Source organism: Amycolatopsis sp. lyj-346 (assembly GCF_046548975.1).
Classification (GTDB): Bacteria; Actinomycetota; Actinomycetes; order Mycobacteriales; family Pseudonocardiaceae; genus Amycolatopsis.
In genome coordinates this window covers 1-20542 of the sequence record NZ_JAJPWT010000026.1, presented here as the reverse complement: position 1 = coordinate 20542, position 20542 = coordinate 1, and the positions used below count along the sequence as shown (strand labels likewise).

Below are 20542 nucleotides of genomic sequence, written 5' to 3'. Positions count from 1 at the left end.
GAACCACTCGACAGGATCGTTTGGAGCTGGGAGCGCTCCCACGGTAACACGACGGACACGAGCGGAACACCGGCAGCGAGACAGAAACCGGTCAACCTGCTTAACGTTAAGCTGGCCCGCCCGGTGCCCAGAAAGCGTTTTCTCTGCATTGGCGAGAAAGTCCTCATCAGACAGACGCACACGGCCACCCCGTCCCCCTCGGCCGCCGCGGGCGGCGGCTGGACTCGCGGACCACCAGCTCCGGGGTGAACACCACGTGCCGGTGCTCGTGCTCGGACGGCGCCTGCGATTCGGCGATGACCAGGGCCGCGGCCGCGCGGCCGAGCTCGTGCCTCGGCTGGCGGACCGACGTCAGCGGCACCGCCGCGGCCGCGGCGAAGTCGATGTCGTCGTAGCCCACGATCGCCAGGTCCTCCGGGACCCGGACGCCCGCGCGGACCGTGGCCTGCAGCAGCCCCAGTGCCAGCAGGTCGTTCGCGCAGAAGACGGCGTCGGGCCGCACCGCCCTGGCCAGCAGCTGCTCCCCGGCCCGCAGGCCGCACGCCACGTTGAGGGCCGGGGCAGGCAGCACCTCCAGCACCTCCGGTGGCCGTCCCGCCAGCCGGATCGCGTCGCGGGCCCCGCGGTGGCGTTCGGCCGCCTGGTGGAGGCCGGCCGGGCCGGTGACCATCACGATGCGCTCGCACCCCTCGGCCAGCAGGTGGGTGACCGCGACCTCGCCGCCGTGGCGGTCGTCGACCGCGACCGAGCACAGGTCGTCCGCCGCCGTCGGGTGGTCGAGCAGGACCACCGAGATCCCCCGCTCCCGCAGCCACCGCACGAGCTCCGGCGCGGACTGCACCGGCGTGATGAGCACCCCGTGCACCCGCTGTGCGGCCAGCAGCTCGACGTGCGCGCGTTCCTTGGCCACGGATTCGCCGCTGTTGCACAGGATCACCGCGTGCCCGGCCTCGCTGGCCGCCTCTTCGACGCCGCGGGCGACGTCGGTGAAGAACGGGTTGCCCACGTCGAGCACCACCAGGCCGAGCGTGCGGGCGGTGCCGGAGCGCAGCTGACGGGCCGGCTCGTTGCGGACGTACCCCAGCGCGTCGATGGCGGCGAGGACCCGCGCCCGGGTGGCGGCGGCGACCACGTCGGGGCGGTTCAGCACGTTGGACACCGTGCCGACCGACACCTCGGCCCGGACGGCGACGTCCCGGATGCCGATCGGCGGCTTCACCGGCGCTCCCGGGTGCCCACCGCAACCGCGGCCAGCACGAGCAGGCCGGGCGCGACCACCACGAAGGCGGGCGCCTGCCCCACCACGACGGCCACGACGACGATCGCGACGACCAGCCCGATGCTGCCGCGCCAGTCCAGCACCGCTTCCCGGCCGGCCGCCGCCAGCACCTCCGGCCAGCGCCGGCCCGGCCGCCAGGCCGCTGCGCCCCGCAGACCGGTCGCGAGGAGCGCGGCGAGCACCAGTCCCAGCACGGCCCCGAACACCCGGCCGCCGGGCAGCCCGCCCAGTACCGCCACGACGTCGACGCCCCCGACGACCAGCAGGCCCGCCGGGGCCAGCACGGCCACCGGCTGGGCGAGCGCCGCACGGAACAGCCTGCCGAACCGGCGCACGGACGGCGTCCGGCCGTCCGCCGCCACCTCGGCCAGCAGTACCGAACCGGCGGCCGCCGCGGCCAACGCCGTCACGACGAACACCGAGGCCACACAAACCAGCACACCGACATACAGCACCTCGGCCAGCAACCCCAGCGACCGAGCGCCCCAATGTGGCCTTGGTTGCGTTGAACGCACCGAAGGCCGCCTTGGGTGCGTTGAACGCACCCAAGGCCACCTTGGGGCGCTCATCCCTTCAGTCCCGACGTCGCCACGCCCTCGACCAGGTAGCGCTGGAAGGCGAAGAAGAACAGCCCGATCGGCAGCAGGGCGAGCACCGACATGGCGAACATCGGGCCGAACGCCGACTGGCTCGTCTGGTCGACGAAGATCTGCAGTGCCAGCGGCAGGGTGAACCGGCCGGGGTCGTTGAGGTAGATCAACTGCGAGAAGAAGTCGTTCCAGGTCCAGATGAACGTGAAGATGGCGGTGGTGATCAGCGCCGGGCGCAACAGTGGCGCGATCACGTACCGGAACGTCCGCACCGGCCCGCAGCCGTCGATGGTCGCGGCTTCGTCCAGCTCCCCGGGCAGGGCGCGGATGAACTGCACCATCAGGAAGACGAAGAACGCGTCGGTGGCCAGGAACTTCGGCAGGACCAGCGGCCAGAACGTGTTGACCAGCCCCAGCTTCTGGAAGATCACGTACTGCGGGATGAGCACGACGTGCTGCGGCAGCATGATGGTGGAGAGCATGAACCCGAACATCGGCCCGCGGCCGCGGAAGTGCAGGCGGGCGAACGCGTAGGCGGCCAGTGAGCACGACACGACGTTGCCGATCACCGCGCCCACGGAGATGACCAGCGAGTTGGCGAAGTAGTGCCACACGCTGTACCCGGCCACTCCGCCGAACACCTGCGTGTAGTTGTCGCCCGTGGGGTGCGACGGCAGCGGCGAAAGCCCGGCCAGCACTTCCTCCGCGGGCTTGAACGACGCCGAAACCAGCCAGCCGACCGGGTACAGCAGCACCAGCAGGATCAGCACCACCAGCAGGTGCCACGCCCACGACCGGCGGGTCATCGGCCCTCCCCCGCGTAGAAGACGAACCGGCGCGAGCCGCGGAACAGCAGCGCGGTGAGCACGCCGATCACCACCAGCAGCACCCAGGCCATCGCCGAGGCGAAGCCCATCCGGAAGTCGGTGAAGCCGCGCTGGTAGAGGTACAGCGTGTAGAGCAGGGTCGAGTCGCTGGGTCCGCCGCGGCCGCTGCTGACGACGAACGCGCCGGTGAACGACTGGAACGCGTGGATGGTTTCCAGGACCAGGTTGAACAGCAGCACCGGGGACAGCATCGGCAGGGTCACCGACCGGAACCGGCGGACCGGGCCGGCGCCGTCGAGTTCCGCCGCTTCGTAGAGCTCCTGGGGGATCTGCTTGAGCCCGGCGAGGAAGATGACCATCGGCGCGCCGAACTGCCAGACGGCCAGCGCGATCACGGCCGCCAGCGCGAACTGCGGCTGGTCCACCCAGCCGCCCGTGCCGAGGCCGAACGCGGCCAGCACCCGGTCGGCCGTGCCGCCGGTCGAGAACATCGCGCGCCACACGAGGGCGAGGCTCACGCTTGCGCCGAGCAGCGAGGGCGCGTAGAAGGCCGAGCGGTACAGCCCGGCGCCGCGGCGGGCGCGGTTCAGCAGCATCGCGACGGCCAGCGCCAGTCCGAGCTTGAGCGGCACCGACAGCCCGACGTACCGGGCGGTGACGCCGGCGGCGTGCCAGAACCGGTCGTCCCGGGTGAACATCGTGACGTAGTTGTCCAGGCCGACCCAGCGCGGCGCGTCGAACAGGTCGTAGTCGGTGAACGACAGGTACAGCGACGCGATCATCGGGCCGATGGTCAGCGCCAGCACGCCGATCAGCCAGGGTGACAGGAACAGGTACCCGGTGCCCTGGCCGGCCCCGCGACGCGGTCGCCGGGGCTCGGCACGCCGCGGCGTCACCGGCCGGGCCGGCACGGTCTGCGTCATCGCCGGAGTCCCCTCAGGACCCGAGTGACTGCTGCGCGGTCTGCACCACGCGCGCGGCCCCGTCGGCGGCACTCACCCGGCCGAAGATCACGTCGTCGTAGCCGCGCTGGAAGTCGCGCTTGACCGCCGCGGACCCGGTGGGCCACAGGCCGGTCGCCGGGCCGATCCGGTCGGCGACCGACTTTTCGTAGTCGCACACCGCCTTCGTGGCGGCCTGAGCGGCGCCGCAGACCTGCTCGCGGATGGCGGTGTTCGGCGGCAGCCCCCGCGCCACGCCCAGCAGCTTGCCCGCTTCCGGGTCGTTCACCAGGAAGCTCAGCAGCTTCGCGGCCGCCTCCTTGTGCGCCGAGCGCTGCGCGACGGCGAAGGTGACCGGCGGCATGGCGGCCATGCCGGAGGCCGGGCCGTCGGTGGGCAGCGGCGCGGCCTTGATCCCCGGGCCGTAGCTCGACAGGTACGCGCTGAGGCTGGAGTCGTAGTTGAGCTCCGATCCGGCACGCTTGGTGACCAGGCCGGAGTTCGGCATCGAGCCGTCCATCTTCGTGGTGACCTCGGGTGCGGTGACGGCCTTGGCGGCCCGCAGGTCGCCGGTCAGCGTCCAGAACCGCGTCAGGTCGGCGGCGGTGAACCCGAGCTTGCCGTCGTCGGTGTAGAGCTGCTTGCCGTGCTGGTGCAGCCAGACCTCGAACCAGTCGACGGCCCAGCCGAAGTCGGTCGTCCCGGCCACGCCGGTCGCCGCCACCTTGCGCAGGCCTTCGCCGAACTGCGCCCAGGTCCAGCTCCTGCCCGGCCCGGACGGCGGCTCGACGCCCGCCTTGGCGAAGACGCCCGCGTCGTAGGCGAGCATCTGCGTGGTCTGGCCGCCGGGCACGGCGTACTGCTTGCCCTCGATCTTGCCGCCGGCCAGCAGCGCGGGCGCGATCCCGGTGACGTCGATGGTCTTGCCCGTGTACGAGCTCAGGTCCTCGAGCACGTGCCGGTGCTGGTACTCGCCGAGCGTCGCGCGGTCCAGCTGGATCAGGTCGGGCGACGCACCGCCGGCGACCTGGGTGGAGAGCTTCTGGAAGTAGGCGTCGTAGCCGGCGTACTCCGTCTGGACCGCGATGCCCGGATTGTCCTTCATGAACAGCTCCACCGCGGCCTTGGTGGCCTTCGCGCGGTCTTCGTTGCCCCACCACACGAAGCGGATCGTCGTGCGCCCCGACGTGTCACCGCCGCCACCGCACCCCGTGACCAGCCCCGCCAGCGTGACCGCCACGGCCGCCACCAGACCGGCCCGCACCCCGAACCGTCCGTTCATCGGATTTCCTCCCGAATTCGACCTTGAATCGGTTCAAGCACGGTAAGCGCCCCTCGTTCATGGCGTCAACCAGCAAAAAGGACGAAGAAAGCGCTGTCTGCTTCGAATGCGTCGAAGGATTCCGGCGAACGGCGGTCATTGATCAACCCCGCGAGAAAGCGCTTACTTACGGGCTGGACTGATCGGGTACCCGAGGTTGACAACCACGGAATCGCCTGGTTTGAATCGGTTCATCGCGGCGGTGACGAGCTGACCGGAGGCCGACGATGTCCTCGCAGTCCCCCTTCACGAGAAGATCCTTCCTCGGCGGCGTGTCCGCACTGGCGGCGACGGCCGTCGCCGCACCCGCGGCCGCGACGGCGGCGAACGCATCCACGGCGTCCGGCGGCGAGGTGCGCCTGCACTGGCTGGACGGCAGGCCCGCCGCCCCGGTGGGCTGCGCTTTCGGCGTCCCGTGGCCGCGGGGAACGCTGGCCAGGACCACCCCGCTGGCCCTGCACGCCGCCGACGGCACCGGAGTGCCGGTGCAGTCGTGGCCGCTGGCCTACTGGCCGGACGGCTCGGTCAAGTGGACCGGGCACGCCGTGACGTCGTCCGCCGGCGCGGACACCTTCGCGCTGGCACCCGGGACACCCGCGGCGCCGCCGGCCCCGGTCACCGTGCGCCGGTCGCCCCGCGAAATCGTCGTGGCCAACGGGACGGTGGAGCTGAAGCTCGCCACGACCGGTGCCGTCGCCGTGCCGTCGCTGGCCCGGGCCGGCCGGGTCGTGGCGCGCGACGGCGAGCTCGTGCTGCGGCTGCAGGACCGGCCGGACGACCCCGACGACGCACGGGCACCGCGCCGGGAGGACTGGACGGGCATCGTCGAACGCGCCGAGGTCGAGCAGGCGGGCCCGGTGCGTGCGGTGGTGAAGCTGACCGGCCGGTACCGCCGCGACCGCGGCCGCGGCACCCGCGCGATCCTGCCCTGGACGATGCGGATCTACCTCGGCGCGGGCGACGATTCCCTGCGCGTCGTGCACAGTTTCCGCTGGGACGCCGACGAGAACCACGATTTCGTCCGCGGGCTCGGCCTGCGCTTCTCGGTTCCGCTGACCGACGAGCCGCACAACCGGCACGTCCGCTTCGGCACGGCCGCGGGCGGTGTCTGGGGTGAGCCCGTCCGGGTGCTCACCGGCCTGCGCCGCGACCCCGGCTCGGCGGTCCGGAAGGCCCAGACCGACGGCACCGCCACCCCGCCGGTCGCGCAGTGGGGCCAGCAGGTGCGGGACGGCTACCAGAAGCTGGCGCTGTGGAACGACTTCACGCTGTTCCAGGAGTCCGCCCGCCACTTCGCCGTGTGGAAGCGGACCAGCGCCGCGGGCAGCTGGCTCACGCACGCGGGCCGCGGCGACCGCGCGTCCGGCTTCGGCTACGTCGGCGGTCCGGCCGGCGGGCTGGGCTTCGGGCTGCGTGACTTCTGGCAACGCGCCCCGCGCTCGCTGGACGTCCGCGGAGCCGCCACGGACACCGCGACGGTGACCCTCTGGTCGTACTCCCCGCTGGCGCCGGCGATGGACCTGCGCACCTACGACACCGTCGCCCACGGGCTCGATCTGTCCTACGAAGACGTCCAAGAAGGCTTCGCGACACCGCAGGGCGTGGTGCGTTCGACCGAACTGCGGCTGTGGGCACTGGCGGCCACCCCGTCCCGCGACACGATCGCCGCGCTTTCGGCCACGCTGACCGCGCCGCCGCAGCTCGTCGCGGACCCGGGCACCTACCACGCGGCCGGGGTGTTCGGCCGCTGGAGCCTGCCCGACCGCAGCACGCCGGCCCGCGCGGCCCTCGAGGACGGCATCGCCCGCGAGATCGGCTTCTACGCCGACCAGGTCGGCGAGCGCGAGTGGTACGGGTTCTGGCACTACGGCGACGTCATGCACACCTACGACGCGGACCGCCACGAATGGCGCTACGACGTCGGCGGGTACGCCTGGGACAACGCCGAACTCGGCACGGACGCCCTGCTGTGGTACGCCTTCCTGCGTTCGGGCGATCCCCGGACGTTCCGGCTGGCGCACGCCATGACCCAGCACGTGTCCGAAGTGGACACCCACCACGGCGGCCGGTTCGCCGGCCTCGGGTCGCGCCACGCCGTCGTGCACTGGGGCGACGGCGCCAAGGAGGCGCGGGTCGGCGAGTCGTTCACCAAGCGGTTCTCCTACTACCTCACCGCCGACGAGCTGCTGGGCGACCTGATCCGGTCGTCGCTGCAGGTGGACGAGACGCTGCGGACGGTGGACCCGCTGCGCGCGGTCCTGCCGCCGCAGACGAAGGCGCCGGCCCGCGTCCGGATCGGACCCGACTGGTACGCGCTGGTCAGCAACTGGCTGACCGAGTGGGAACGCACCGGCGACGTCCGCTGGCGCGACCGGATCGTCACCGGCATGAAGGACATCGCGACGTTCCCGGCCGGGCTGTTCACCGGCGAGGCGGGTGGCGCGGTCGGCTTCGACCCGGCGACCGGCCACCTGGTCAACCTGGAGAAGGGCGACTTCGAAGGTGGCTACAACCTTTCGATGGCCTTCCTCGGCGAGCAGATCCTCTGGGAAGCCCTCGATCTGGTCGACGTCCCGGAGTTCCGCCGGACCTACCTGGACTTCGCCCGGTACGCCCAGGCGCCGTCGGCCGAGAAGATCGCCCGCTACGGCCGCGACTTCAACCCCGGGCTGTTCAAGACGATCTACTCACGCGTCACGGCCTGGGCGGGCGAGCAGCTCGGCGACGCGAGCCTGCGCAAGCGCGGCTGGGACCAGTTCACCGGCGACCCGGCGGGCAAGCCGTGGCCGCCCGCCGAACGCGTCACCGGTTCCGCCGTCGCCGGCCCGGTGACGGAGATCCCCACGCGGACCACGACGAACCCCGCCGGCGACTTCGCCACGTTCGCCACCAACGACTTCGCCCAGCGGAACCTGGCCACCATCGCCCTGCTCGCCATCGCCCCGGAGGAAGCGCCGTGAAGATCCTCGGACCCGCCCTCGCCGTTCTGCTGGCGTCCGGTGCACTCCCGGCCACCGCGGACGCGGCTCCACGGTGGAGCGTGTGCGCCGGCTCGTGCTCGTTCGACGTGCCCGCGGGCGATTACCGGATCGACGTGGACCTCGGCGGCCGGGACGCCGGGTCGACCGGCCTCGACGTCGAGGCGCGGCGGATCGCGCTCGCCCCGGTGGCCACCAAGGCGGGGCAGCACGTCCAGCGCTCGGTGACCGTCGAGGTGCGCACGCCCGAGGGCATGCCGAGCGGCCAGGACGGACCGGGCACCCCAGGACTCCAGGTGTACCTCACGGGTGCGGCGCCCCAGCCGGTCCGGATCGCCGTGACGCCGGTGCCGAAGACCCCGCGGGTGTTCGTGATCAGCGACTCCACCGCCTCCGACTGGGCCAACCTGCCGAAGAACGGCTGGGCCCAGGCCCTGCCGGAGTTCTTCCGGGCCGGGCCGAGCGTGCGGAACTACGCCCAGTCCGGTGCGAGCACGGTCAGCTACCTCGACGATCCCCGCTACTTCGCCCGGGTTCGGCCGATGATCCGGCCCGGCGACACGGTCCTGATCCAGCTGGCGCACAACGACAAGCAGACGCCCGAGGACGTCTACCGCGCCAACCTCGCCACCCTGATCGCCGGGGTCCGGGCGCAGGGCGGGGCGCCGGTCATGGTCACACCGCCGGTGCGGCACCGGTTCGGCCCGGACGGCAAGCTCACCCCGCTCGGCCTCGTCGTCAGCAACATCGGCGTCGACCTGCCCGCGGTGATGCGGGACGTCGCGGGAGAGCAGAAGATCCCGTTGCTCGACCTGACCGCACGCAGCCAGGCACTGCTGGAAAGCCTGGGCGAAGCCGCGTCCTGGCCGCTGTACCTGACGCTCGCGCACGACGGCGTCGACGACGCCAGCCACCTCAGCCGGTACGGTGCCGAGCAGTTCGCCACGCTCGTCACACAGGCGATGACCCAGGCCCGGTTGCCGCTCGCGCGGTTCCTGCGCCACTGACCTCCCCCGACGGGTGACACCCGTTTCCTCGCGCCCCGCCGTGGGTATCTCCCCTGCGCCGGCAACCGACCATGCGTGTGTGCGTGCGCGCTGCGCGAGGTGAGGTCATGGTGACGACGACAACGGGCGAAGGCGAACCCCTTCCGATCAGCATCGAAACCACCGACGTCGGCGAGCTGGAAGCGGCCGTCGGTGTTCTGCGGGCCCTGGATTACCGGCAGGGCGGCGGGTTCTGCCGCGACGCCGTCCGGGTGGTCAAGACGGCGAGCTTCCTGCTGCACTGTGGCACGGTCCCGGATCCGTTGCGGGCCAGGCTCTACACGGTACTGGCCGACGTGCACAACCTGCTGGGCTGGACGGAGTTCGACATCGGACGCGGCGAACCGGCGCGGCGCCGCTTCGAACGCGCGCTGGACCTCGCGGGCGAGGCGGGCAACGACAACCTGGTGGCGAACATCCGGTACCGGCTCGGCCGCGTGCACCTGCACCGCCACGACGTCAGCGGTGCGCTGGCCGAGTTCGCCAAGGGCCGGGCGGCCGCGCGCCGCTCGGATTCCGGCCGGGCCACCGCGATCCTCGCGGCGAACGAAGCGTGGGCGTTCGCGATGGCCGGAGACGAGCGGGCGGCCCTGGCCCGGCTGGCCGAGGCCGAAGCGGCGTTCGCGGAGGCGGGCTCGTGGCCGGAACCGAGGCCGTGGGAGGCGTTCTTCCGCGAGACGGACATGGCGGCGATGCGCGGCACGGTCCTGACGGAACTGGCCACCGCGGTGGCGGCCCGCCACAGTGGCGAGGCAATCACCCAGCTGACCGAAGCGGCGGACTGCTACGGCGCCGACATGGCCCGCAGCCGGTCGCTGACCTTGATCATGCTGGCCCAGAACCACGCGATCCGCGGTGATTTCGACGAGGCCACCCGCATCGGCGAGGAGGCGGTCGACCTGGCCGGGCAGGTGGGCTCGGTCCGCCCGAAGGACCGGCTGGCCCCGCTGGAGCGGCTGCTGCACGAGCACCGGGGCGACCCGGCGGTGCGGGGCCTGGCCGACCGGATCACGCGGTACCGGTCGGAGCCGCTGATCTGAGACTGCCGGATACCTGCTCGGCCCGCCCTCGGCGGCACCACCGCCCAGAGTGACTCCGTTCGGGTCGTCGCCGGATGTTTTGCGGTCGGAAGACCGGGGTACCACCGATCCGGTGCGGCCCGGCCGCACGACGAACGGAGAAGGGATTCCCAGTATGCAGCCCAGGGGTGATCGTGACCGCTGACGGCAACCGGGTCCGGCCTCAGGACCTCCTGCGCGTGACGGCCCACCACACCGGCGGCACGGTCGTGCTGGCGGTGGCGGGTGAGGTCGACCTGCTCAGCGCCCCCGTACTCGGCGACGCGGTCACCACGGCCCTCGCCGACGCGCCGGAACTGCTGGTCATCGACCTGACCGAAGTGTCCTTCCTCGCGTCCATCGGCATCACGGTGCTGCTCGAGGCGCGCCGCACGGCCGGCTCCGGCACCCGGATCCGGGTCGTCGCCCCGGAAACCGGCGTCGTCCACCGCACCCTCCGGCTGACCGGCCTGCTCGAGGCGCTGGCCGTCGCCGTCACCCGGGACGACGCACTCACCGGATGAGCACCGGCCGGGCGAACCGCGCCACGGCGGTTCGCCCCGCCGGTTCGCCCGGCGGCGGACTCAGCCGTGACTGGCGGCGAAGCCGACCGCCACCCAGCCGGCACTCTGCCGGCGCATCTCGAAGCCGTACGCGATCGCCCCGGGGTCGCTGCCGTGCAGTGCCTTCACGCTTTCCCAGGTGTAGTCGCCCGGCTCGTCCGGGCGGTACGGCGCCGACCAGTACTGCGGTGACGTCGTTGCGCCGCAGCTGCGGTGCCCCCAGAACCGGACCGATCGGGTGCTGTCGGTGAAGACGGTCCGCGCCGTGTCGTCGATCGTCCACCAGTCGCGGCAGTCCGAGCTGCTCGCCTGCGCGGGCGCGGCGGCGAACACCCCGCCCAGCAACGAAACCGCGACCGCCACCACACCAAAACGCCAAGAACGCATCGAATACCCCCAGTTTGATCTTGCCTGCCGCCAGGGTACCCGAAATGCTCCGTTGCGTCGCTCGATCCACGCTTCCGCCGGGTCGGTGGCAGGATGTCCGGGTGAGCATGCGCGCCAGGAACAACGTGACCGTCACGGGCCGCGAAGACGGACCTGCTGTCCTGCTCGCGCACGGGTTCGGCTGTGACCAGAACCTGTGGCGCCTCGTCGTCCCGGAACTCGCGCGGCGGTACCGGGTGGTGCTGTTCGACCACACCGGCGCCGGGCGCTCGGACCTGTCCGCCTGGACCCCCGAGCGCTACGGCAGCCTCGACGGCTACGCCGACGACGTCCTGGCCATCTGCCACGAGCTGGACCTGCGGGACGTCGTGCTGGTGGGCCACTCGGTCAGCGCGATGATCGCGGTGCTGGCCGTCAACCGCGAACCGGACCGGTTCGCGAAGCTGGTGCTGCTCACCCCCTCGCCGTGCTACCTCGACGACGGCGACTACCGCGGCGGGTTCAGCCGCGCCGACATCGACGAGCTGCTCGCCGCGCTCGAGTCGAACTACCTGGGCTGGTCGGCGACGATGGCGCCGGTGATCATGGGCAACCCGGACCGCCCGGAGCTGGGCGAGGAGCTGACGAACAGCTTCTGCCGCACCGATCCGGCGATCGCGCGCGTCTTCGCCCGGGTGACGTTCCTGTCCGACAACCGGGCCGACCTGGCTAAGGTCGCCGTGCCGACGCTGGTGCTCGAGTGCGCGAACGACGCCATCGCGCCGCCCGAGGTGGGGCGGTTCACCCACGAGCAGATCGACGGCAGCACCCTGGTCACGCTGGCCGCGACCGGGCACTGCCCGCAGCTGAGCGCGCCGGAGGCGACGGCCGCCGCGATCACGGCGTTCGTGAGCGGGCCGTGATGTGCGAGGACCACCCCGGGCCGGGTGGTCAGGAGAGTGCCGCCCCGGAATTCTCGGCCTTGCTGGAGGACAGCGCGGAAGACCTCTACGAACACGCACCCTGCGGGTACCTTTCGACGCTGCTCGACGGCACGATCGCGAAGGTCAACGCCACGCTGCTCGGCTGGCTCGGCTACGAACGCGACGACGTCGTCGGACGGCGCCGGTTCGCCGATCTGCTCACCGTCGGCGGCCGGATCTACCACGAGACGCACTTCGCGCCGCTCCTGCGCATGCAGGGCGAGCTCGGCGGGGTCGCCTTCGAGCTGAAGGCCGCGGACGGGAGCCGGCTGCCGGTGCTGGTGACGTCGACGGTGAAGACCGGCACCGACGGGCAGGCGCAGCTGATCCGCACCACGATCTTCGACGCGCGCGACCGGCGGGCCTACGAGCAGGAACTGCTGCGGGCACGCGAAGAAGCCGAGCGCGAACGCGACCGGGTGCAGCGCCTCGCGCGGACGCTGCAGCAGACCCTGCTGCCGCCCGCACTGGCCGAGGTGCCCGGTGTGCAGGTCGCGGCCTACTACCACCCGGCGTCGGCCGACGAGGTCGGCGGCGACTTCTACGACCTGTTCCCGCTGACCGGCGACACGTGGGGCTTCTTCCTCGGCGACGTGTCCGGGAAGGGCGCCGCCGCGGCCGTGGTGACGTCGCTGGCGCGCTACACGCTGCGCGCCGCGGCGGTGCACGACCCGGACCCGGCCCGGGTGCTGGACCGCCTGAACACCGTGCTGCACCACGAGTACCGCGGCTCGGACCCGCGCTACTGCACCGTCGTCCAGGGCCACCTCCGCCCCGGGGACGGCGGCGCGGCGATCACCCTGGCCACCGGCGGCCACCCACCGGCACTGCTCATCCGCGCCGACGGCACGTCCGCGTTCCTGCCCGTCCCGGGCGGCCAGCTGGTGGGCGCGCTGGCCCACGCGCGCTTCGCGGCCGTGGACGTCGTCCTGCGCCCGGGCGACACCCTGCTGATGTACACCGACGGGCTGACCGAAGCCCGCACGCAGAGCCGCGTCCGCTACAGCGAAGAGCAGCTGCAGGAGCACCTGACCGGCCTGGCACCGACGACGGCACCCGCGGTGATCACGGCGGTGACCGGCCTGCTGGCAGGCTTCGGCGAAGGCGTCGAGGACGACACGGCCCTGCTGGCGCTCAGCATCCCGCTCCCCGGAGGCGATCGACCGTGACCGGCACCCGCTTCTCCGTCACGACCCGCACCACCGTCGCCGGCGCCGTGGTGACCATCGAGGGCGAACTCGACGTGGCGACCGCACCCCACCTCCGCACCGCGGCGGCGGCCGTCACCCTCGGCGAGGGCGGGCTGCTGGTGGTGGACCTGGCCGGGGTGACGTTCTGCGACTCCAGCGGAATCTCCGCCCTCATCGCGGCCCGCAACCTCGCCGAGGCGGCCGGCGCGGGCCTCGCACTGGCCGCCGTCCCCGACCGGCTGCGCCGGACCTTCGGGCTGATCGGCCTAGGAGACTTCTTCCCGACCTACGCGAGCGCCGAAGACGCCCTCGGAGACTGACAACCCCGCAGCAAGCAGGCCGGCACCGGCCCATCCCAAGCGCCCCAATGTGGCCTTCGGTGCGTTGAACGCACCGAAGGCCACCTTGGGTGCGTTCAACGCAACCAAGGCCACATTGGGGCGCTGGGGACCGGACCGGGAAGTGCGGGGCCGAGCTCCGCCGGCACCCGCGCCCAGCGGCGGGCGGGCGGGCGGATCAGGGCAGCCGGTACACCGAAACGTGCGATCCCGACTCCGCCGTGAACTCCCCGCCGGTCCAGTCCGCGTGCCGGGACTCCAGCTCGAACCCGGCCAGCCGCCCCATCAGGTCGAGCTCGGCCGGCCAGATGTAGCGCTGCGGGCAGCGGCTCAGCCGGGCCTGCCGTCCCGAACCGAACGTGAAGTGGTTCGAGACGAGGTGCTGGCGCACGGTGTCGTAGGTGTCCACCCCGATGCCCCCGGAATCGGCGTGGAAGACCAGGGCGTCCTGGCCCGGCGGAAGCCGCCGCAGCTCGGGGACGCCCAGCTCGATCACGAACCGGCCGCCCGGGTCCAGGTGGCGGGCGGCGTTGCGGAAGCACTCGACCTGCTCGTCCTGGGTCAGGAGGTTCCCGATCGTGTTGTACACCAGGTAGACCAGCGAAAACCGGCCCGGCGCGGTGGCCGTCGCCATGTCGCCGGCGACCACCGGGATCGGCGCCTTCTGCCGCAGCCGGTCCAGCATCGGCTCGGACAGCTCGATGCCGGACACGGCCACCCCGCGCTCGGCGAGCGGGACGGCCACCCGGCCGGTGCCGATCGCAAACTCGAGCGCCCGGCCGCCCCCGGCGAGGGCGGCGAGCCGGTCCACCACCGGTTCCACCACCTCCGGCGCGAACACGCCCTCGCCCGGGGTGTCGTAGCGCTCGGCGGTCTCGACGTCCCAAATTTCGTCCTGTCGCACGCCCTCCACCATCGCCGGGAGCCACGGAAACTGTCCAACCAATTAAGACTTGCCCGATTTCGGGCAAGAATTTGGGTTTCGAACCACGGCAAGGCATGATGGCTCGCGTGGAGGACACCGACATCGTCGAGCGCGTGGCCGCGTCCACCGGGCTGCCGCCCCGGGTCGCCGCCCGGGTCGTCGACGACGTCCTGGCCTTCTACCGGACTCCCACCGAGGACTACGTGCGCCGCCGGCACGCCGAGCTGCAGGCACAGGGCCGGAAGAACCCCGAAATCTTCCCCCTGATCGCCGCCGAGCTCCGCGGCCGCCTGGTGGCCGCACCCGTCCTCTCCGAGCGGCAGCTGCGCCGCATCGTCTACGGCTAGGAAGAGGTACGCCCGTGTGCGGGATCGTCGGCTACATCGGCGGCCAGAACGCCGCCCCCATCCTGATCGAGGGCCTGACCCGGCTGGAGTACCGCGGGTACGACTCCGCCGGCATCGCCGTCCTCGGCACCAAGGGCGGCGCCCAGGTCCACCGGGTCGTCGGGCGGGTGCGGAACCTCGCCGCGGCGCTGCCCAAGCGGCTCGCCGGTAAGGCGGGCATCGGGCACACGCGCTGGGCCACGCACGGGCCCGCGTCGGAGGCCAACGCCCACCCGCACACGTCCGAAGACGGCCGGATCTCCGTCGTCCACAACGGCATCATCGACAACGCCGACTCGCTGCGGGCCCAGCTCGCCGACGCCGGCGTCACCCTCACCTCCGAGACCGACACCGAGGTCCTCGCCCACCTGATCGCCCGCGCGAACGCCGAAACCCTCGAAGACGCCGTCGTGGAGGCGGTCTCGCGGATCACCGGCACGTACGCGATCGCCGTCACCGACAGCGCGTACCCGGACCGCCTGGTCATCGCGCGCAACGGCTCGCCGCTGATCATCGGCGTCGGCGAACGGGAGATGTTCGTCGCCAGCGACCTCGCCGCGCTCGTGCGGCACACCTCGCAGGTCGCCCACCTCGACGACGGCGAATTCGCCACGGTCTTCGCCACCGGCTACCGCACCTTCACCGTCGACGAGAGCGACACCACCAAGCCGGCCACCGAGATCGACATCGACGCCGAGGACCTCGACCTGGGCGGCTACCCGCACTACATGGCCAAGGAAATCCAGGAACAGCCCGAATCCGTCGAGCGGATCATCCGCGGCAGGCTCGACGACCGGTTCGGCGTCGCCCGCCTCGACGGGCTCAACCTGACGCCGCGCGAGCTGCGCGGGTTCGCCCGGGTGAAGATCCTCGGCTGCGGCTCCGCCTACTACGTCGGCCAGATCGGCGCGACGATGATCGAAGAACTCGCGCGGATCCCGGCCGACGCCGAAGCCGCGTCGGAGTTCCGCTACCGCAACCCGATCATCGAGGCCGACACCCTCTACATCGCGGTCAGCCAGTCCGGCGAGACGATCGACACCGCCTTCGCCGTCGAGGAGATCAAGCGCAAGGGCGGCCGCGTCGTCGGCTTGGTCAACGTCGTCGGCTCGACGATCGCCCGTGCCTGCGAAGGCGGCGTCTACCTGCACGCCGGCCCGGAGATCGCGGTCGCCTCGACCAAGGCGCTGACCAACATGGCCGTCGGGTTCGCGCTGGTCGCGCTGGCCCTCGGCCGGGTGCGCGACCTGTCCAATGCGGACGGTCAGCGGATCATCGACGCGATCCGCGCGCTGCCGGGCCAGATCAAGTCCATTTTGGACTTCGAGCCCGAGATCGCCGAGCACGCGAAGACGGTCGCCGCCGCGAAGAGCCTGTTCTTCGTCGGGCGCGTCCGCGGCTACCCGGTGGCGCGGGAGGGTGCGCAGAAGTTCAAGGAGATCTCTTACCGCCACGCCGAGGCGTACCAGACGTCCGAGCTCAAGCACGGACCGCTGGCGCTGATCGACGAAGCGCTCCCGACCGTCGCCGTCGTGCCGTCGGACGAGCTGACCGGGCGCAACCTGGCCGCGGTCCAGCAGATCAAGGCCCGGGGCGGCGCGGTGCTCGCGGTGACCCACGAAGGCGTCGACTTCGGCGAACTCGACGTCCCGCGGATCGTGGTGCCCAAGACCGAGCCGGAGCTCGACCCCATCCTGCTGACCATCCCGCTGCAGCTGCTCGCCTACCACGCCGCGCTGACGCTGGGCTACGACATCGACAAGCCGCGCAACCTGGCCAAGTCCGTCACGGTCGAATGAGCCGGGCCCCAGCGCCCCAATGTGGCCTTCGGTGCGTTGAACGCACCGAAGGCCACCTTGGGTGCGTTGAACGCAACCAAGGCCACATTGGGGCGCTCTCGGCGACCGGCGAGAGTGGGGCGAGGTCGGCGGGGTTCGGTCAGGGTTGTCCGGCGAGGACCGCGCCGGCGATCTCCGGCCGGCGCAGCCGGGCCTGCTTGGGCATGTTCCAGCCGAGCACGCCGGTGACGGCACCCCCGCGGCGGTACCGCGCCACGAACCGGCCCTCCCGCGGGTCACCCTCCACAACGGACACTTCGGCGTCCGCGGACAGCGTGCCGTGCACGTGGATCCGGGCGTCGAACTGGTTGGTCCAGAAGTAGGGCACCGGCGTGTACGGGCGGTCTTCGCCGAGGATGTTCCCCGCGACGGCGACCGCCTGCTCGGTGGCGTTGGTCCGATTTTCCAGCCGCAGCAACGCGTCGAACCCTTCGTGGTGCCAGCGCGCGACGTCGCCGGCCGCGTAGATCCCGTCCGCCGCCCGGCACCGGGAGTCGCACACGACGCCGTTGTCGCACAGCAGCCCGCTGCCCGCCAGCCACTCCGTCGACGGCGCGGCCCCGAAGGCGACCACGACGACGTCGGCGGGCAGCACCTCGCCGGAGGCCAGCCGCACCCCGGTGACGCGGCCGTCTTCCGCGGCCAGGCCGGTGACCGCGGAGCCGAGCCGCAGGTCGACGCCCCGGCTCGCGTGCAGCTCGGCGAGCAACCCGGCCGCCAGGGGACCGAACTGGCAGGCCAGCGGCGCGGGCTGGGGACCGGCCAGGGTGACCGGCACGCCCGCCGCGCACACGGTCGCGGCGATCTCCGCGCCGAGCACGCCGTCCCCGACGACCACCACCCGCTTGCCCGGCACGAGGTCCGCGCGCAGGGCCAGGGTGTCGTCGAGGGTGCGCAGCACGTGGACGCCGTCGAGGCCGTCCTGCCCGGGCAGGGTGCGCGGGCGCAGCCCGGTGGCGAGCACGACGGCGTCCGCGGTCAGGGTCCGCCCGGCCGCCGTGTGGACGGTCCGCGCGGCGGCGTCCAGGCGCACCGCCGGATCGCCGAGCACGAACTCGGTGTCCAATGCCGACAGTGCGGCCGGCGTCCGCAGCTGCGTCTGCCCGGGCGTCCAGCTCCCGCCGAGGACCTGCTTGGACAGCGGCGGCCGGTCGTAGGGCAGGTGCGCCTCGGCCCCCAGCACGGTCAGCCGCCCCGCGTAGCCCTTGCGGCGCAGGGCTTCCACGGTGGCGAGACCGGCGGCCGAGGCGCCGACGACCAGGACGTCGCCGGTCATCCCTCCTCGCTGACCGAGATCGCGACACCCGGGCACACGCTCGCCGCCTCGCGGACGACTCCGTGCAGCTCTTCGGCGGGGTGCTCGTCGAGGAGGATGACGATGCCGTCGTCGTCGCGCTGGTCGAACACGTCCGGGGCGAGCATGACGCAGGTGCCGGCGCCGCAGCACTTGACTTCGTCCACGGTGACCTTCATGGCGGTTCCTTTCGTCGTCCTTGTTTCGTGACCGGCGCGAGCCACAGCCCGGCCAGTACGTCGGTGAGAGCGGTGGCGGTGGCGCGCCAGCCGGCTCTCGGGGTGCCCGCGCCTCCGGCGAGGGCCCGTTCCCGCTCGGCCATCGCGTGCACCACCACGAGCCGGGTGAGGTCGTTGCGTTCGGCGCGGACTTCGGCGGGCAGCCCGGGCAGGCACCGGCAGAGCCCCGCGACGGTCCGCGCCAGCGACGGAGACGTCAGCGTCTCCTCGATGGCGACCGTGCGCAGCGACGGCTCGGTCATCACCTGGGCGGCGAACCGGGCGAACCAGGTCGGCGTGCCCAGCTCGGCCAGGTGCTCGGTGGTGGGGTACACCAGGCACCCGAGCCAGTCGCGCAGCGGCGCGCGGTCGCCGATGTCGTCGAGCCGGCGGTGGCGCAGCCGTTCGACCGGGCCGGTGTGCTTGCGGACGATGGCCCGCACGACGTCGGCCCGGGTGCCGAAGTGGTAGCCGACGGCCGTGTTGTTGCCCTGCCCCGCCGCCTCGCTGATCTGCCGGTTGGAAACGGCCAGCACGCCGTGTTCGGCGTAGAGGCGTTCCGCCGCGACCAGGATCCGCTCCCGTGTCGCCTGCGCCCGGTCCGTCACCAGCGGACGGGTAGTTCCCGCAGCCCGCCGACGGCGAGCCCCTCGACGCGCCGCAGCTCGTCGGCCGGGACCGCGAGTTCCAGCGACGGCAGCTTGCGCAGCAGCACCTCCAGGACGACCTGCAGCTCGGTGCGGGCCAGCGGCTGCCCGAGGCACGCGTGCGCCCCGGCACCGAAGGCCAGGTGCGGGTTCGGGCTGCGGGTCAGGTCCATTTCCGAGGCGTGCTCGAAGGCGTCCTCGTCGCGGTTGGCCGCGGCCATGCTGCACATCGCGCTGGTGCCGCCCGGCAGCACGGTGTCGCCGACCTCGAAGTCCTCGGAGAGGTAACGCAGCATGCCGACTCCCGCGTTGGCGTCCAGCCGCAGCGTTTCCTCGACCGCCGTGCGCACCAGCGAGGGGTCGGCGAGCAGCTGCTCCCACCGGCTCCGGTCGGCGAGCAGCATCGCCGTCATCTTCGCGATCATGTTCGCCGTGGTCTCGTGGCCGGCGATGAGCAGGCCGATGCCGGTGGCGGTCAGCGTCGCGTCGGACCAGCCGACGCCCTCGGCGATCAGCGCGCTGAGGATGTCCTCGCCGGGCTCGGCCCGCTTGCTCGCGATGTGCGCACCCATGTACCCGCCGAACTCCGCCTGCGCGGCGTCGAACTCGGCTTGCGTGTAGCGGGTCATGCTGAGCATGACGTCGGACCAGTGGGCGAACCGGTCGCGGTCGGTGTCCGGCACGCCGAGCATGTCGCAGATGACCCAGACCGGCAGCGGGAAGGCAAGGCCCGCCTTGAGGTCGCCGGGCGCGCCCTTCGCGACCATCTCGTCGATGAGCTGCTCGGCCATCGCCGCCATGCCCGGCCGCAGCGCGTTCATCCGCTTGGCGGTGAACCACTTCCCGATCAGGCGACGCCACTTCAGGTGTCCCTCGCCGTGCTGCGGGAGCACGGTCGCCATCTCGCTGTTGAACACCCCGCCCGATTCGGTGTCCGCGACCCTGGCCGCGTTGTCCGACGGCGTCGGCCGGGTGAACCGCGGGTCGGACAGGACCCTCTTGACGTCGCCGTAGCGGGTGATCAGGGCGGCTTCGTCCCCGCTGGCCAGCGCGACGCGCGCGACCGGGCACTTCTCCCGGAACTCGGCCCACTCGGCCGGCGGCTCCAGCGCGGTGGCGGCCTCGAACGGGAAACGCGGCAGCGGGTCGGTGTGGCTTGGCGTCATCACGGGCCTCTCGTTGGTGAATGTCCCCTGTCTCCGAGCATGGCGACCATTCTCGATTAAGTCAAGCAGTTGACTTAATCAATGGAGCCGGATCCGCCCGGTACGCTGAGACGTGTACCTCTTCGCGAAGGAACGCCCTGGTCGACGGGCCGGGGCACGCGGGGAGGCCACTCCGCGAAGCAGGTGGTCTGGATGGACCATGCCGAGATCGGCGAACGGCTGGGCAAGATCCGCCACCGGAGGGGCGTGAGCCTTGACACTGCCGCCGGTCTGGCCGGCATCAGCAAGGCGTACTGGTCGATGCTCGAAAACGGCAAACGCCGCTTCGAGCGGCGCCGCCTGCTCGAAGATCTCGCCGGCGCACTCGGCTGCGCGGTGGCCGACCTCACCGGACAGCCGTACCTGCCAGGCGACCAGGTCAGCGCCGAAGCCCTGGCGTCGCTCCCCGTTACCTTTTTCGTGGCTCCCGACCAGGGAGTTGTGGTCGCCAGGCCTGGCATGACTGACGCCCCCAGTCGAACCCATGATCCGGGGGGTGGTGTCACCGGGCCTGGTGGCATCGAGGGACCGCTGATAGGGACACGGCCA

Annotated in this window: 21 protein-coding genes; 10 read left to right on the top strand and 11 right to left on the bottom strand. The window is 72.1% G+C overall.

The window, feature by feature from the left end; all coding sequences use genetic code 11:
* Nucleotides 1-166: 166 nt before the first annotated feature.
* The 5 genes from ACLJQE_RS42580 to ACLJQE_RS42560 all read right to left on the bottom strand — a co-directional run bounded on the left by ACLJQE_RS42580 (nucleotide 167) and on the right by ACLJQE_RS42560 (nucleotide 4919).
* On the bottom strand, nucleotides 167-1219 hold the full coding sequence (locus tag ACLJQE_RS42580; RefSeq protein ID WP_410645546.1) for a LacI family DNA-binding transcriptional regulator: 1053 nt from the start codon (nucleotides 1217-1219) through the stop codon (nucleotides 167-169).
* Nucleotides 1216-1719 (bottom strand): hypothetical protein, encoded by a 504-nt coding sequence (locus ACLJQE_RS42575; protein WP_410645545.1) that lies wholly within the window; start codon nucleotides 1717-1719, stop codon nucleotides 1216-1218. The genes ACLJQE_RS42580 and ACLJQE_RS42575 overlap by 4 nt, the downstream gene beginning before the upstream one ends.
* A gap of 125 nt (nucleotides 1720-1844) precedes the next feature.
* Nucleotides 1845-2675, bottom strand: coding sequence for a carbohydrate ABC transporter permease (locus ACLJQE_RS42570; protein WP_410645544.1), 831 nt, complete (start codon nucleotides 2673-2675; stop codon nucleotides 1845-1847).
* Complete coding sequence (locus tag ACLJQE_RS42565; protein WP_410645543.1) at nucleotides 2672-3619, bottom strand: carbohydrate ABC transporter permease; 948 nt, start codon at nucleotides 3617-3619, stop codon at nucleotides 2672-2674. Before ACLJQE_RS42565 ends, ACLJQE_RS42570 begins: the two co-directional genes overlap by 4 nt.
* 13 nt (nucleotides 3620-3632) lie before the next feature.
* The gene (locus tag ACLJQE_RS42560; RefSeq protein ID WP_410645541.1) at nucleotides 3633-4919 is read right to left on the bottom strand and encodes an ABC transporter substrate-binding protein; all 1287 of its coding nucleotides are present in this window, start codon (nucleotides 4917-4919) and stop codon (nucleotides 3633-3635) included.
* 266 nt (nucleotides 4920-5185) lie between these two features.
* Between ACLJQE_RS42560 and ACLJQE_RS42555 the strand changes: the two genes are divergently transcribed.
* The 4 genes from ACLJQE_RS42555 to ACLJQE_RS42540 all read left to right on the top strand — a co-directional run bounded on the left by ACLJQE_RS42555 (nucleotide 5186) and on the right by ACLJQE_RS42540 (nucleotide 10564).
* Nucleotides 5186-7918: a hypothetical protein gene (locus ACLJQE_RS42555; RefSeq protein WP_410645539.1), complete on the top strand. Its 2733-nt coding sequence runs from the start codon at nucleotides 5186-5188 to the stop codon at nucleotides 7916-7918.
* Nucleotides 7915-8943 (top strand): GDSL-type esterase/lipase family protein, encoded by a 1029-nt coding sequence (locus ACLJQE_RS42550; protein ID WP_410645537.1) that lies wholly within the window; start codon nucleotides 7915-7917, stop codon nucleotides 8941-8943. Before ACLJQE_RS42555 ends, ACLJQE_RS42550 begins: the two co-directional genes overlap by 4 nt.
* A 110-nt stretch (nucleotides 8944-9053) precedes the next feature.
* Entirely contained in the window at nucleotides 9054-10022 is a 969-nt protein-coding gene (locus tag ACLJQE_RS42545; protein ID WP_410645593.1) for a tetratricopeptide repeat protein, read from the top strand.
* Between the two features lie 167 nt (nucleotides 10023-10189).
* Nucleotides 10190-10564 carry an STAS domain-containing protein gene (locus ACLJQE_RS42540; RefSeq protein ID WP_410645535.1) on the top strand — a complete coding sequence of 125 codons (375 nt, stop codon included), beginning with the start codon at nucleotides 10190-10192 and terminating at the stop codon, nucleotides 10562-10564.
* Between the two features lie 60 nt (nucleotides 10565-10624).
* On the opposite strand, the gene ACLJQE_RS42535 is transcribed toward ACLJQE_RS42540, so the two are convergent.
* A complete protein-coding gene (locus ACLJQE_RS42535) occupies nucleotides 10625-10966 on the bottom strand; it encodes a hypothetical protein (protein WP_410645533.1) in 342 nt (113 codons plus the stop codon).
* 125 nt (nucleotides 10967-11091) lie between these two features.
* Between ACLJQE_RS42535 and ACLJQE_RS42530 the strand changes: the two genes are divergently transcribed.
* The 3 genes from ACLJQE_RS42530 to ACLJQE_RS42520 are packed head-to-tail and all read left to right on the top strand — an operon-like array spanning nucleotide 11092 to nucleotide 13462.
* Entirely contained in the window at nucleotides 11092-11892 is an 801-nt protein-coding gene (locus ACLJQE_RS42530; protein ID WP_410645531.1) for an alpha/beta fold hydrolase, read from the top strand.
* The gene (locus ACLJQE_RS42525; RefSeq protein ID WP_410645529.1) at nucleotides 11892-13121 is read left to right on the top strand and encodes a PP2C family protein-serine/threonine phosphatase; all 1230 of its coding nucleotides are present in this window, start codon (nucleotides 11892-11894) and stop codon (nucleotides 13119-13121) included. The genes ACLJQE_RS42530 and ACLJQE_RS42525 overlap by 1 nt, the downstream gene beginning before the upstream one ends.
* Nucleotides 13118-13462, top strand: coding sequence for an STAS domain-containing protein (locus ACLJQE_RS42520; RefSeq protein ID WP_410645527.1), 345 nt, complete (start codon nucleotides 13118-13120; stop codon nucleotides 13460-13462). Before ACLJQE_RS42525 ends, ACLJQE_RS42520 begins: the two co-directional genes overlap by 4 nt.
* 196 nt (nucleotides 13463-13658) lie before the next feature.
* Here the strand turns inward: ACLJQE_RS42520 and ACLJQE_RS42515 are convergent, their stop codons facing one another.
* Entirely contained in the window at nucleotides 13659-14384 is a 726-nt protein-coding gene (locus tag ACLJQE_RS42515) for a class I SAM-dependent DNA methyltransferase (protein ID WP_410645525.1), read from the bottom strand.
* A gap of 95 nt (nucleotides 14385-14479) precedes the next feature.
* Here ACLJQE_RS42515 and ACLJQE_RS42510 point away from each other — a divergent pair, with 95 nt between their 5' ends.
* Both ACLJQE_RS42510 and glmS read left to right on the top strand, forming a co-directional pair.
* Entirely contained in the window at nucleotides 14480-14752 is a 273-nt protein-coding gene (locus tag ACLJQE_RS42510; protein ID WP_013229189.1) for a hypothetical protein, read from the top strand.
* A 14-nt stretch (nucleotides 14753-14766) separates the two neighbouring features.
* Nucleotides 14767-16590, top strand: coding sequence for a glutamine--fructose-6-phosphate transaminase (isomerizing) (glmS, locus tag ACLJQE_RS42505; protein WP_410645523.1), 1824 nt, complete (start codon nucleotides 14767-14769; stop codon nucleotides 16588-16590).
* A 139-nt stretch (nucleotides 16591-16729) separates the two neighbouring features.
* On the opposite strand, the gene ACLJQE_RS42500 is transcribed toward glmS, so the two are convergent.
* The 4 genes from ACLJQE_RS42500 to ACLJQE_RS42485 are packed head-to-tail and all read right to left on the bottom strand — an operon-like array spanning nucleotide 16730 to nucleotide 19954.
* The gene (locus ACLJQE_RS42500) at nucleotides 16730-17905 is read right to left on the bottom strand and encodes an NAD(P)/FAD-dependent oxidoreductase (protein WP_410645521.1); all 1176 of its coding nucleotides are present in this window, start codon (nucleotides 17903-17905) and stop codon (nucleotides 16730-16732) included.
* Nucleotides 17902-18102, bottom strand: coding sequence for a ferredoxin (locus ACLJQE_RS42495; protein WP_410645519.1), 201 nt, complete (start codon nucleotides 18100-18102; stop codon nucleotides 17902-17904). Before ACLJQE_RS42495 ends, ACLJQE_RS42500 begins: the two co-directional genes overlap by 4 nt.
* Nucleotides 18099-18749, bottom strand: a complete 651-nt coding sequence (locus ACLJQE_RS42490; protein ID WP_410645517.1) for a TetR/AcrR family transcriptional regulator — start codon at nucleotides 18747-18749, stop codon at nucleotides 18099-18101. Before ACLJQE_RS42490 ends, ACLJQE_RS42495 begins: the two co-directional genes overlap by 4 nt.
* Nucleotides 18746-19954, bottom strand: coding sequence for a cytochrome P450 (locus ACLJQE_RS42485; RefSeq protein WP_410645592.1), 1209 nt, complete (start codon nucleotides 19952-19954; stop codon nucleotides 18746-18748). Before ACLJQE_RS42485 ends, ACLJQE_RS42490 begins: the two co-directional genes overlap by 4 nt.
* Before the next feature lie 192 nt (nucleotides 19955-20146).
* On the opposite strand from ACLJQE_RS42485, the gene ACLJQE_RS42480 reads away from it, so the two are divergent.
* Nucleotides 20147-20542: helix-turn-helix domain-containing protein (locus tag ACLJQE_RS42480; protein WP_410645515.1), on the top strand; the 396-nt coding region annotated here is incomplete at its 3' end.